The organism is Plantactinospora sp. BC1 (genome assembly GCF_003030345.1).
Taxonomy (GTDB): Bacteria; Actinomycetota; Actinomycetes; order Mycobacteriales; family Micromonosporaceae; genus Plantactinospora.
Window position 1 is genome coordinate 6,830,696 of record NZ_CP028158.1, and the last position, 12,071, is coordinate 6,842,766.

A 12,071-nucleotide genomic window follows, 5' to 3' on the forward strand; every position below is an offset into this window, starting at 1 on the left:
GCCCGACCAGAACCACGGACCTCACACCATCACCGTCGACCAATCAGCCGCTGCTCTACACCCCTGCCGAGGCCGCTCAACGCCTTCAGGTCCGCGAGTCGTGGCTGCGTAAGAAGGCCGCCGCCCGGGCCGTGCCGTGCACGTTCCTCGGCAAGCACCTGCGCTTCTCCCCCACCGACCTGACCGAGATCATCATCAACGCCGCCCGGCCCTCGACCGGCCGACGTCCCCGACGCCGCTCGGCGCCCGGCGTTCGGGACCGCGACTTGCCACCATCGGCGATCCGGAGCGTGGATGCACACCCGGATGACCACACATCACGCGGGAGCAGCCCATGGCATGGATAGAACAACGCGGCACCCGCTACCGGGTCCGACTACGACTCCCCGACGGCACCGTCACCACCGACTCCTCCCACCCCACCTACAGGACTGCGGACATCCGGCGTAAGCAGGTCGACCTCGACCAAGCCCTCGACACCTACCTCGACCCCACCCTCGGCCGCATCACCCTCACCGAATGGGTCGCCATCTGGGAAGCCGGCCACATCGCCGGCGACGCGAAATGGGCCGCCTACCGCAGCCACCTCCGCAACCACATACTCCCCCGCTTCGGCGACACACCCCTCACCAAAATCACCCGCCAGACCGTCAAAGTCTTCGTCAAACAACTCCGAACCCACCTCGCCGACAGCAGCACCGCCAGCGTCATGTCCCTACTCGGCCTACTCATGCGCGAAGCCGTCGCCGACGGCCGCATCCCCCACAACCCCTGCCAAGGAGTCAAAGTCATCACCCGCGAACGACCCGAACGCCCAACAGCCACCCCCACCCAGGTCAACACCATCGCCGGACGCATCGAACGCCGCTCCGACCAAATCCTCGTCACCACCGCCGCCTACACCGGCATGCGATGGGGCGAACTCGCCGGCCTCGCCCGCACCAACACCCGCCTCGGCCACGGCCTCATCCGCATCGACCCCGACCACGGGGCCCTCCACGAAGTCCAAGGCCGCCTCTACCTCGGCCCACCCAAAACTGCGGGCTCTGCCCGCGACATCCACCTTCCACCCTTCCTCATCACCCTCCTCCAAGAACTCCTCGACAGCCACGACCACGACCTCGTCTTCAGCGGCGCCCGCGGCGCATACCTCCGCCGCTCCAGCATGTCCCGCCGCGTCTTCCGCCCCGCCGTCGACGGCAACCCCCAAACCCACACCGGCCCAGTCATCGAAGGCATGCACTTCCACGACCTCCGCCACACCCACAAAACCTGGATGATCGAAGACCAGATCCCCGAAATCGCCCAAGCCCGCCGACTCGGCCACCGCCTACCCGGCATCCGCGGCATCTACAGCCACGTCACACCAACCATGATCGCCGACATCACAAGAGCACTCGAAGACCGCTGGCAAACAACCCAACCCGACAACGGCAAACGCCGCCACCTACGAGCAGCCTGACAACAGCACGCTCCTCAACCACCACAATGTTGCGATCGAGAAGCAGGCGACCGCCGCAGGTCCCGTCGCGTCCATGCGATCGCCTTCCCCAAACCTCGGCAGCTTCGGACGCCGACGACGCCCGAGGCAGATCACAGACGGTGACACCCTCGACCCCGGCGACACGCGAAAAGCGGCAGAAGCGGATGCCGGAACATGTGCCGGGCGGTCCGGCGGGTGGTTCGTCTAGACCGATGCACGCCAGCCGTTGACGTTCTCGGCACGCCGGCGCGACATTGGCTGCTGCGGCTATGCCCGCTAGGTCGAGCGGTCCAGTTCCATCACAGTGAGTTCACCGCCGCATCGAAGGCACGGCACGTTGAACGCCGAGTCGGCGTCGCCGATCAGGCAGGGAACGCAGAACACCTCGTCGCAGGCCGTGCACTGCATGCCGACCTTGGGTGAGATCACGTTGACGTCAACGCTCGCCGGCTCCGTCCGGTGCACGGGCCGGTGGCACTCGCGGCAGTAGTCGATACCCCGCCGCCGCATGGTGATCGCCGCTTGCGGGTGGCCGAGGCGCGCGGCGTGCACGATGTGCTCGTCGGCCTCCGCGAAGCGGCCGAGCTTGCCGAGGGCCATGCCGAGTGCGTTGTGCGCCTCGAAGTACTCCGGTCGCAGATCGAGGCACGCGCGCAGCGGCTCGAGTGCCTCCTCCCACCGACCGGCGTTGGTTAGCGAGACCCCGAGGAACAGTCGGCAGCTCGACGAGCCCGGATCGGCGCCGGCTGCCTCGGCGAACCCGTCGGCTGCCTCCGACCAACGCTTCTGATCGAACAGCGCCAGAGCGCGCTGGTACGTCGCCCGCGACTGCTCGACGTCCGAGCGATTGGCTCTGCTCTTGCGCGAGAACAAACCCACCCGGCACCTCCTTCGACGACCGTCTCATCGTAGGCGTGGTGCCCGCGACGCTGGTTGATCTCCGGAAGCCCCAGAGCTGAGTTAGCTCCTCTTGGGAGAACCGTCCTGAACGCCACGAACCAACCGCCCGAGCATCGACCGTCACCCTACGAGCGGCGCGGTAGGTGTAGGCCATTCAGACCCGAACGCACTCAACTCGGCAGATCCGAAAGCCGAGCCGCGCGTTGTCGCGCTGACCGTCAACGTCGACGAGGTGGACACCCGGGCGGTAGTCGGAACGCAGCCTCGCCGGGTAGCGGGCCGGCCAGGTGGGCGGAGCGGCCGCTCGTAACCACCCTGGCTACGGCAGTTCGGGGCCGGTCCGGCGGTCGGTGCGCGGCGGGCAGGCCCGGGAAAAGTCAGCAGCACGGCCAACAGGCCGACGGGGCGGCTCACCGTCCACCCTCCGATGCCGGCAGCAGGGCCGGGGCGGCGACGATCGCGGCGAGCCGTTCGTCGGTGAAGACCGCTCCGGTGACCGGCTCGACGGGCCCGGCCAGCGGCAGTGAGGCGACCGCCGGGCACCACCGCAGCGCGACCTCGACGCCCGGGGCGTACCGGGTGGCGATGACGCAGTCGGTTCCCGGCGGGTTCGGCGTCACGGCGTCGGCTCCGGACCGCGCACCGCCCGGCGCGGCACCGTCGCCGGATCCGCTCGGACCGCCACCCGGTGCGGCACCGCCGTCGACCGGGCCCCCGTCCGATGCCCCCGGGCCCAGGATCCGCACCGGCAGGCCGGCCCCGCCGACCGGCAGCGTCCGGCAGGGCAGTCTCGGCTCCGGTTCGGCATCCGCCTTCTCTGGCGGCGGCGAGGCCCGGACCGGGCAGAGTTCGTCGAGCCGTGGTTGCCGGGTCCGGCGCTGAGGATCCAGCGCCGACCGGCCGTCCACCAGGGACACCCCGATTTCCCCCGCCTGGTTTCCGACGTAGACCACAGCCGCGGCGTCGAGCAGCCGGACGCCCCGCAGCCCCATTCCGGGCCGGATCGCGTCGACGTCCGGCACCTCGGAGAAGCGGACGTCGTCGCCGGCCGGATCGCGCCGGATCGTGAGGCCGGCCGGCAGCGTGGCAGCGAGGGCGTCGAGCAGGTCGGCGCCGTCGCGGACTCCTCCGACCGGATCACTCGGCTCCGCCGTCGGCGTCTCTGCCGCCGCCGGGCCCGGCTCGGGCGCTGGGCCGCCGGCCGCCCCGATCCCGACCGGCACCGCTAGGGCGACGACCGCGAGGCCGCTGGCTCCGCCGGCCAGTACGCCCCGGCGCCGCCGCCGTTCCGCCTGCCGGGCCGTCGCCAGCATCACCTCCGAGGAGGCCATCGGCGGTACCGGTCCGGTCAGCAGTTCGTCGAAGATCCTGCGTACGTCGTTCATCGCACCTCTCCCAGCGTCTGGTTCTCCCCTGTGGCCCGACCCTCGACAGCCGCTCGCCGGCCGGGCGGCCCGTTCCCGGCCGGCGGCCGGTACTCGACGAGGTCCCGGCCCAACAGCGCGCGCAACCGATCCAGGCCACGGGCCGTCTGGCTCTTCACCGTCCCGGCCGGTACGCCCAGCAACTCGGCCACCTGCTCGACGGCGAGGTCGTCCCAGAACCGCAGCACCAGTACCGCCCGCTGCCGGGGTGGCAGGGTCGCCAGGGCGGCCCGCAGCACCAGCGCGCTCTCGATGTCCGGCGCCGCGACCGGCCGGTCGAGCCGGGCGGTCTCGTCGCCCGAGGCGAACTCCCGGCGCCAGGGCCGCCGCTTCTCGTCCAGGAACGCCCGGAGCAGGATCCGCCGGACGTACTGGTCCAGTGCCTCGTGCCGGGAGATCCGACGCCAGCTCCGGTAGAGCTTGGTGAAGGTGACCTGGGTCAGGTCGTCGGCCAGGTACCAGTCACCGCAGAGCAGGTACGCGGTGGTCCGCATCCGGGCGCCGCGCGCCGCGTAGTAGTCGGCGAACTCCTGGTCCCGGTCGTCACCCGCACGGAACAGGTGTAACCCCATCGGTCCGGCTCCCTCCGTCGGTATAGAAACGGAGCGAACCCACCACCGGGTTCCATCTGCGGCTGTCGGACGCCGGCCGGCGACCCGAGGTACTCGCCACGCTCCTAGGCAGACGCGAGCAGCTTGCTGCGACCTTCGCTGGGCCGCTGCTGCCCGTCCTTCGCGGTTTCCTCAGCGACAAGCCGACAACCGGAGAACGCTACCCCAGCGGGGAGGGCATCGTGCTCCACGCCGCAGGCACCAATGACGCCGGCTATGAGGGATACCTGACCTTCGACGGCATGAAAAGTTTCGACCCGCGCGCGAGGACGAGAACGCTCTGGCCGCCGACGTCGACTCTATGGTCACGGCGGGACTGCTGATTCGCGGCATCATCGTCAGCTGCGAAGTATGCGGACGCGTCAACTTCATCAGCCTCGACCTGGCCGGGCGACCATCACCTGCCCTCGGTGCCAAGCCAGCAAATGCACTGACCAGCACGAGATGGCGTCGGCCCCTCAGCGGTAACGACAGAGTCGTAGGAGTCAACCCTGCGGCGTCTGTCTAGGCGTCGTGATCGCGTGGGTCTTCGATGAAGGCCACGAAGGACCGACCGAACCGCGTGACCGCGTCCAGCCTGACGTGGTGGGCGAAGTATCTGTGATCGCCGTTATATCCGGCTTCGCTGAGTGCGCCGACGTCGAGCAGGCCCTCGTCCCTGAGGCGCTCGCACTGCTTATCAAGGAGGACCTCTACGTCGCCGCTGTCATCGCCTTGAGGTTGAATAGGTGATAGCCGGTGCGCGATGTCGGCGACGGGCACCAACTCCGACTGCGAGAACGACGGCTCGCTGCCGGTCATGTCCTCGCGGTACTGCGGGTCCGCCAAGAACTTGAGCAAACGCAGGGCAACCGGCGGAAGTCGATCAATCAGATCGAAGAAGACATGCTGACGGTCTTCGTCCGGATCGACAGCGAGGGCGGTATTGAGCACCGCGTTACGGAGCAACTCGCGCTTCTCCCGGCGGCTCCGTTCGGCGATCCGCGTTCCCGCCGCCACTGCGTCCACGAACGCCTCGTTGTTGGCGAGGTGCTCAAAGTCGCCAACGCGTTCCTCTAGCTCACGTAGGGCGACGGCCAGGTCGGTCAGCCACTCCTCCATGCGCCGGTTGTACGGCCGCGCGAGCACGTCGGCGAGCACGATCCCGAGCGGCCCCCCAACACCGGGAATTGCAGAAACCACCATCTCGGCAGCCTTGCTCAGTCCTTGCCGGCGGTCGCTCTGCGCGGGCGGTCTCAACTCCATACCCACCATGATGAATGACGCCGTCCACCTAACCTGGTCACCGGGCCCGACTCGGCACGTGCGAGGGCGACCTGGTCGGCGGTGCCTGCGACGGCTTGGTCACACTGTCAACGAACGACCGCGCCAGGATCGTCGCTGGTTTGGTGAACATGCCGCTTGACGGACCGGTTGGTCAGTGACTGGGCGCGCTACGCGGCTTCGGCGAGTGCCGAGATGACAGAGGTGGGCATCTGCTGGCGGGCGGTTCCGCTTGCGGCCGAGGTGAGGAAGTTCAGTAGGTGGCAGGGACGTTCGGGGGTGCCGAGGGGAACCGGTTCGACGCGTCGCCAGCCGCGAGCCGAGGCGGCCTTGATCGCGGTCAGGTAGGTGCCTTCGCTCATGCGATCGAGCGTGCGGGCGCGCATAAGCAGCGCGGCCAGCGAGACCTGCCAGTAGCGCTTGAGTTCGAACAGTCTTGACCAATCGACAGTGTCGGGCAATTGGTCGGCGATTTCGTCGGCGGGCATGAGGAACGCCGCAGCGAACGTGTGTGCCTGTTTCTCGACTTCCTTAACACCCCAGATTTGTTCGCCGTGCAGAACGAGGTGGGCCAGTTCGTGGGCGGCGTCGAAACGTGATCTTGCGCGGTCGTTCTTGTCCGTGCCGAGTACGACGACCGGGTGGTCACTGAATGGTAGGGAGAAGGCGTCGACGTCGGTGCTGCCCAACGGCAGACGGATGACGACGACGCCGTGGTGTTCGAGGAGGTCCACGACGTCCCCGATTGGCCCGGGGGGCACTTTCCACTCCATGCGGACCTGCCCGGCGATGCGCTCGATCTCCTCGCCGGCAGCATCGAGGCTGTCGACCCCGATCTGCGGGACGGTTCCCGTGGGGAACTGCCCGGCCGCGGTGGCGTGCACCGCGAGGTCGTGGGCGACGTGGGCAACGGCGCGCGCCCGGCGGCGATCGGCGACCGCGGTGCGGCGCAGCGACCGGAAGAATCCCTCGTGTGTCTCCACGAGGGGTTGATTGAAGAACTCGACGGGTACGTTGAGTTTCCCGCTCAGGACGGTGAGCGTCTCGGGACTGGGCCGGGCGGCGCCGCTCTCGAACTGGCTGACAGCGGCTGCGGAGACCGCTACCTGCCCAGCAAGATGCGCCTGACTGAGCCCGGCTAGCTCCCTGGCCATCCGCAGGCGTGCCCCCTGGAACCCCGGCGCGCTCACTCTGTGTCCTCCGCCTGTGATCTTGTATCCGATTCTGGCCGGTTCGCGGCGTAAAGCCGGACTGCCGCGCCGAACATTACCCTTCCGACGCGGAACACTACGCAGAACATGGTGCCGAAAAATTAAGTAAGATCGGCAGGGCTGGAGCCGGCGGGCCGGCCGCATGGTGCGGTCAGGTCTTGCCGGTCATGACGACGCCGCTGCGGACCGGCGGGTCAGAACGGATGTGCACATGGCACCGCGAACCACAGGGGAGGCGTTTGGCGAGTTCGACGCCGCGCTGAACCTCGATCGGCGGGAACTGAAGCAGGCTCAGCGCCGCCACCAGGAGGTCACCGAGGTGTTGGCGGAGGCGGGCATCGCCTCGTCGACCTTGTTGCAGGGCAGCTTCGCCCGCAAGACGATGCTCAAGCCGCTCAAGGACGTCGACATGGTCATCCTGCTGGCCGAGGATCACCGGTGGCGGTGGTTCGGCGCTGGCAAGGGCGGTCCGGCCGCCTCGATGGCGGCGATCCGCCAGGCGGTCGCCGCCCGGTGGCCCGACGCCCGTTTCGACGAGGACAAGCAGCCCGCTCACGCGCTGCAGGTCACGTTCGCGGACTGCGCCTTCACGTTCGACCTGGTGCCGGCCTTCGAGGACAACGAGACCGTGGAGGGCGTGTTCATCGCCGACCGCGACCTCGACCGGTGGGAGTGGTCGAATACCCGCACTCTGCGGCGGGTGGTCCGTGAACGCAACCTGGCCACCGTCGGTGCCTTCGTGCATCAGGTCCGTATGGGTAAGTCATTCAAGACCAACCAGCCCACGCTGGAGAAACTGTCCGGCCTGGTCATCGAGTCCCTGTGGTACGCGGCGATCACGACGAAGATGTCCCACGCCGCCGCCACGGTCACCGCGCTCGATCAAGCGGCCGAGGCGGTCATGGGCAAGGTGTACGACCCGACCGGTGTGGACAACCTCGCCAAGGATTGGACACCGGGCGAGCGGTCCCGGTTCAGCCAGACGTTCAGCCTCGCGGCCAAGCGGGCTCGCGAGGCGCGGCGGCTGGCCGCCGACGGCGACCATCAGGCCGCTATCGACATCTGGCACGCGGTGTTCGGGGAGCCGTTCCCCGCACCGACCGCTCAGTTCGCCGCGCAGGCGCTGGCCGCGCTGAGCGCGGGCAGCATCACCTCCACCGGCCGGGCCGTGACTTCGCAACTCGGCGCCCAGACCAACCGGCCTGCGAGGTCATGGCGTACCCGGTGACGGCGGTCCTGCAGGATCCCGCCGTGGCGGCCGACCACCTCCTGCGCCACGCCGACGTGTTCGGCGTGGCGCAGGCCGCCGGCCACGCCACCGCGCTCGGCGGGGCGCGACTCGAACTGACCCTGCTACCACTTCCGGCGTTAGCCGCCGACGGCTACCCAGTCGAGCGGATCCGGCTGGTCATCCTGCCACCCGGCGACCGAGTGCACGCCTACCCGCGTTCTGGCAGAGACCGTCCCTTCAAGCACCGTAACCTGCAGCTCGGGGATCTGTGCCTGCAGTACGACCGTGACGACCCCGCGTTGCGGTGGCTTCCCGAGGATGGATTAGAGCCTCTGATCACGCTCGTACACCGACACCTGATCTTCGAGGAGGCATGGCGGCGCAGCGGCGAGTGGCCGTGCGAGGATGCCCCCCACGGCGACGACCGGCAGGCTCCACACCGGGTCGCCACGACCGCGATGCGGAAGGAAATCGGCCGGTGGTCACGGACCTGACGACGCTCACGCAAGCCACAGATCCCGCCACCCCGCAGCCGCCCACGATCACCATCGCCCTGGCCGTCCTTGGCTCCAGTGTGGTCGCCGGCCTGATCAGCGTCATCCTCGGCAACACCCGCGCGAATGCCACAGCCCGCCGAGAACGCTACGCCCAAGCCGTGCGCACCCTCGTCGCCTGGGCCGAATACCCCTACCGCATCCGCCGCCGCACCAGCGACGACGCCGCCACCCTCACCGCCCTCGCCGACCGCGGCCACACCCTGCAGGAACAACTCGCCGAATCCCGCGCGTGGATCGCCGCCGAGAGCCGCGCCATGAGCGAGGTGTTCGACGCTTGCCTCGACGACATCAACCCCCTGGTCGGACCCGCTTGCGCGATCGCCTGGCAGCAACCCCCCATCACCAAGAGCGCCGAGATGCTGCTCGGCGGCTTCGGCCCCCGCGGCATCAACGCTATCGTCGCGCGCATGGAGTGCGCGATCATCTACCGCTTCGGACTGCGCCGCCTGATGTGGCGCCGGTGGGTACTGCGCAGGCTCCGTCGCCGGGCCTGCCTGCCCGAGACATCCCCGACCACGGTGGAATAGGTCGCGACGAGGTCGTCGCAGCAGGTATGCACTGCGGGTGCGCAGGGTGTCGGCGAGGCTTGTTGCCGGCCCGCCGCTCGTAGCCTCGCTTGCGCCGTCACTATCGCGAATTGGGTCATCGATGCGGTTTAACGGGCGTACTCCCTCGATGGCGGTAGACCCGCTCGCATTGACGGAAGGGGCTGATCGAAATTTCCTTGATGTAGAGCGGAACTAGAAATTGGGTGATTTTTTTGGGCCTTATCTTGGTGAGCGAAGCCGTGGCGAACCTTGACCATCGCGTCTAGGAATGACGATGCGTCCTGCTCTCGGTGCCTCTTGGCGCCGACGCGCCAAGTGCTACCTGTTCCTAGCTCGGCAGGTGAACCTGTACAGCCAAATCCCAATCGGGCGTCGGGTCGTATCGGAAGAATGTCCAGTAAAGCTTGCGCAGATTGTATGGGCTTGGGGTTTGCACCATCCCGTTCCCGCCGTCAATGTGGTACCAAGCGGCAGGCGGGGTCGCCTGCGGGTCGAGTGGCTGTGCAGTCAAGGCAAGATTTTCATTGAACGCTTCCAAGGCGCCGACTGCGGCCACCACGACCGCCCTGTTTAGCGATGAATGTTGTTTACCGGGTTGTCCACCACCAGGTCTTCCCTTGGCTCTGCGGCTTGCAGTAGTCTGCTGAAGCCGCTCCCGAATCACCTCATTGATTCGTTGAGCAACGCTCATATAGTCGATCATCCGGTCCAATGGGCCCTGAAGGGGGTCGAGCACCACGACGAACCTCTTCCGATCCCACGGTCGCAACACGATCTCACAGAATTCTTATCGAAACTGATCATACGTCCGCGTGTGGTGCCGGCGCTGCGCTCGGGGACGGCGAAAGGCCGCCACGCGGACCAGTGGCGAGGACGACAGCCTGTGGCTGGTAGCTCTGCTGGCCAACCCACACGGGCTTGACGTCGCGGCGAGGAACTGGCACCGAACTGCTCGACTAGGAGCAGCCGTCGCTCAAGCGGGTCTGGTGAAGATGTCATAGTCCCGCCCATCAGTCGACGCCGCGAAGCGGCCGACCGCTTCGAACCCGAGGAGCTGTACCACCCTCTGCGCGCGGACGTTGAACGCGGCGATCGTCATCCGGAACGCTGGCGGCGCGAACTGCCGTCCACCGAACGCCAGCCCGGTGCTGATGGCCTCCCCGCCCAGGCCGCGTCCGGTGATCTCCGGCCGTAGCCCTCCGCCGGTGTCGAGCGCCGATGAGTCGTAGACGCCGCCTGGCACCCGGCCGTCCGGACCGAACGGACGAAAACCAATCAGCCCGCTGTCGTCCACCAAGGCGTAGAAACCGCTGGTGGGATCGATGAGAAAGTCGGGGGCGATGCCGGTCATGTCGTAGCAGTCGTAGGGCACCGAGTACCGCCAGGTAACGATGTCGGCCGCGTACTCTGCCGTTATGGGCACGATTCGCACAGGCACAGTCAATGCATGCCCAGACGGCCGTCAAGCCGACCGCCGGTTCCCAAAGCGCCGCGACGGATCTCCTGCTGGAGTATTAGGCGGAGGTGACGCTCGCAACGTCGACCGGCGCCGGGCCCGTACCGCTGCCGGGCCGGGCCCGCACCCCCTTGCACGGTGGCTTTGCGGCAGAGCAGACTCGCTCTGGCTACTCCGGTGGATGCCGTTGGTCGAGTGTCGCTAAGAGCTCGAGAGACGGGCGCGGCCGACCCGTATGAACGCCTGGACCATCGGGCTGGCCAAGCGCTGCAGCCACGCGGTGTGCGGCGCAACCTCAGCGCTGATCCTCGTCGTAGAAGATCCCGGTCAACCGAGGCAGGAGACGGTGCATCCGTTCCTCGTCGTCAAAGTCGAAGTGCTCCCCCGCCGCCCCAAGCGGCAATGCTTACCTTGTCCGGCAGCGCCGTCAAGAACGCATCCTCGTCCTCGGCAGCCCTCGGCGCCACGTAGAGCATCTCCTCGCCGTCGAGGTCACCGGTGTCCACGTCGACGACGTCGGCGAGCGAGTCCGGGTCGGCGAGCGTCGCCTCCCACCGCATCCGCCCCTGCGCCATCAGCCAGCCAAGGAAGTACTCGAAGCCGTCATGGGAGGCGCCGCCGTTGACCACCTGACCGCGCCCTGCGTCAGGGGGCAGGCCCGGTCGGGCGACCAAGCACCGGAAAGCCTCCGGTAGACCCGCCCGGTCGTAGCAGCTGGAGCAGCGCAAGCCGCCGCTCGAGGTCGGTGTCGTCCCGCTGCGCCTCGCCCGACCCTCCGCCACAGGCTGGGGCAACCCTCTCCGTCGGCATCCTCCATCGCTCGGACCCAGGGACCGCTGCAAGACCCACCTAGATGATCATGCGCTCCCAGTTTGCTCCCAACGTAAGGAGCAACAACAAAGTGGCTCGTTACCGACGATCTGGTAACGAGCCACTTGACCTGCTCATATAGCTGGTGGGCGATACTGGGTTTGAACCAGTGACCTCTTCCGTGTCAAGGAAGCGCGCTCCCACTGCGCCAATCGCCCTCGCTTGTAGCCGAGGTGGAGACGGGATTTGAACCCGTGTACACGGCTTTGCAGGCCGTTGCCTCGCCTCTCGGCCACTCCACCGAGGTAGCCCCCGACATCTGGCGGCATCTCCGAGCGGACGACGGGACTCGAACCCGCGACCCTCACCTTGGCAAGGTGATGCGCTACCAACTGCGCTACGTCCGCTTGTCATCCGGTGTTTCCTGGTGACGGATGAGAACTTTAGCCGAGGCCGCGAACAGATGCCAACTCGGGGGTCCGGTCGGCGGGTCAAGCAGTCCCTGCTCCTGCACAGCTGCCCGCAACCACCTGCCGACCCGTCCTGATGAGCTTCCTCAGCCCTCCGCCCCGACCAC

The 12,071-nt window shown here is 67.7% G+C and carries 12 protein-coding genes and 3 tRNA genes; 4 read left to right on the forward strand and 11 right to left on the reverse strand.

Annotated elements, in window-relative coordinates; genetic code table 11:
• Positions 1 to 334: 334 nt before the first annotated feature.
• Positions 335 to 1,462, forward strand: a complete 1,128-nt coding sequence (locus tag C6361_RS29930; protein WP_107269783.1) for a tyrosine-type recombinase/integrase — start codon at positions 335 to 337, stop codon at positions 1,460 to 1,462.
• A gap of 297 nt (positions 1,463 to 1,759) precedes the next feature.
• On the opposite strand, the gene C6361_RS29935 is transcribed toward C6361_RS29930, so the two are convergent.
• From C6361_RS29935 to C6361_RS29955, 5 genes are all read right to left on the reverse strand, one after another.
• On the reverse strand, positions 1,760 to 2,362 hold the full coding sequence (locus tag C6361_RS29935; protein WP_107269784.1) for a tetratricopeptide repeat protein: 603 nt from the start codon (positions 2,360 to 2,362) through the stop codon (positions 1,760 to 1,762).
• Between the two features lie 431 nt (positions 2,363 to 2,793).
• Complete coding sequence (locus C6361_RS29940) at positions 2,794 to 3,768, reverse strand: hypothetical protein (protein ID WP_107269785.1); 975 nt, start codon at positions 3,766 to 3,768, stop codon at positions 2,794 to 2,796.
• Positions 3,765 to 4,379 carry a SigE family RNA polymerase sigma factor gene (locus C6361_RS29945; RefSeq protein WP_107269786.1) on the reverse strand — a complete coding sequence of 205 codons (615 nt, stop codon included), beginning with the start codon at positions 4,377 to 4,379 and terminating at the stop codon, positions 3,765 to 3,767. The genes C6361_RS29940 and C6361_RS29945 overlap by 4 nt, the downstream gene beginning before the upstream one ends.
• A gap of 543 nt (positions 4,380 to 4,922) precedes the next feature.
• Positions 4,923 to 5,663 carry a hypothetical protein gene (locus tag C6361_RS29950; RefSeq protein ID WP_159079559.1) on the reverse strand — a complete coding sequence of 247 codons (741 nt, stop codon included), beginning with the start codon at positions 5,661 to 5,663 and terminating at the stop codon, positions 4,923 to 4,925.
• 188 nt (positions 5,664 to 5,851) lie between these two features.
• Positions 5,852 to 6,871, reverse strand: coding sequence for an ImmA/IrrE family metallo-endopeptidase (locus C6361_RS29955; protein ID WP_107269788.1), 1,020 nt, complete (start codon positions 6,869 to 6,871; stop codon positions 5,852 to 5,854).
• Positions 6,872 to 7,103: 232 nt separating this feature from the next.
• Here C6361_RS29955 and C6361_RS29960 point away from each other — a divergent pair, with 232 nt between their 5' ends.
• Genes C6361_RS29960 through C6361_RS29970 form a run of 3 tightly spaced genes read left to right on the forward strand, consistent with a single transcriptional unit; the run spans position 7,104 to position 9,207 of the window.
• The gene (locus C6361_RS29960) at positions 7,104 to 8,120 is read left to right on the forward strand and encodes a nucleotidyltransferase (protein ID WP_107269789.1); all 1,017 of its coding nucleotides are present in this window, start codon (positions 7,104 to 7,106) and stop codon (positions 8,118 to 8,120) included.
• Complete coding sequence (locus tag C6361_RS38505; RefSeq protein ID WP_234359106.1) at positions 8,117 to 8,617, forward strand: hypothetical protein; 501 nt, start codon at positions 8,117 to 8,119, stop codon at positions 8,615 to 8,617. The genes C6361_RS29960 and C6361_RS38505 overlap by 4 nt, the downstream gene beginning before the upstream one ends.
• Positions 8,602 to 9,207 carry a hypothetical protein gene (locus tag C6361_RS29970; protein WP_107269790.1) on the forward strand — a complete coding sequence of 202 codons (606 nt, stop codon included), beginning with the start codon at positions 8,602 to 8,604 and terminating at the stop codon, positions 9,205 to 9,207. The genes C6361_RS38505 and C6361_RS29970 overlap by 16 nt, the downstream gene beginning before the upstream one ends.
• A 349-nt stretch (positions 9,208 to 9,556) precedes the next feature.
• Here C6361_RS29970 and C6361_RS37255 read toward each other — a convergent pair whose 3' ends face one another.
• From C6361_RS37255 to C6361_RS29995, 6 genes are all read right to left on the reverse strand, one after another.
• Complete coding sequence (locus C6361_RS37255; protein WP_159079560.1) at positions 9,557 to 9,967, reverse strand: hypothetical protein; 411 nt, start codon at positions 9,965 to 9,967, stop codon at positions 9,557 to 9,559.
• Positions 9,968 to 10,201: 234 nt separating this feature from the next.
• Positions 10,202 to 10,660, reverse strand: coding sequence for a GNAT family N-acetyltransferase (locus C6361_RS29975; RefSeq protein WP_107269791.1), 459 nt, complete (start codon positions 10,658 to 10,660; stop codon positions 10,202 to 10,204).
• A gap of 389 nt (positions 10,661 to 11,049) precedes the next feature.
• Positions 11,050 to 11,313 (reverse strand): DUF4240 domain-containing protein, encoded by a 264-nt coding sequence (locus C6361_RS38510; RefSeq protein ID WP_234359107.1) that lies wholly within the window; start codon positions 11,311 to 11,313, stop codon positions 11,050 to 11,052.
• Positions 11,314 to 11,637: 324 nt separating this feature from the next.
• Positions 11,638 to 11,712: transfer RNA gene (locus tag C6361_RS29985), tRNA-Val, on the reverse strand.
• 13 nt (positions 11,713 to 11,725) lie between these two features.
• Positions 11,726 to 11,796: transfer RNA gene (locus C6361_RS29990), tRNA-Cys, on the reverse strand.
• Positions 11,797 to 11,828: 32 nt separating this feature from the next.
• Positions 11,829 to 11,901: transfer RNA gene (locus C6361_RS29995), tRNA-Gly, on the reverse strand.
• Between the last annotated feature and the right edge of the window lie 170 nt (positions 11,902 to 12,071).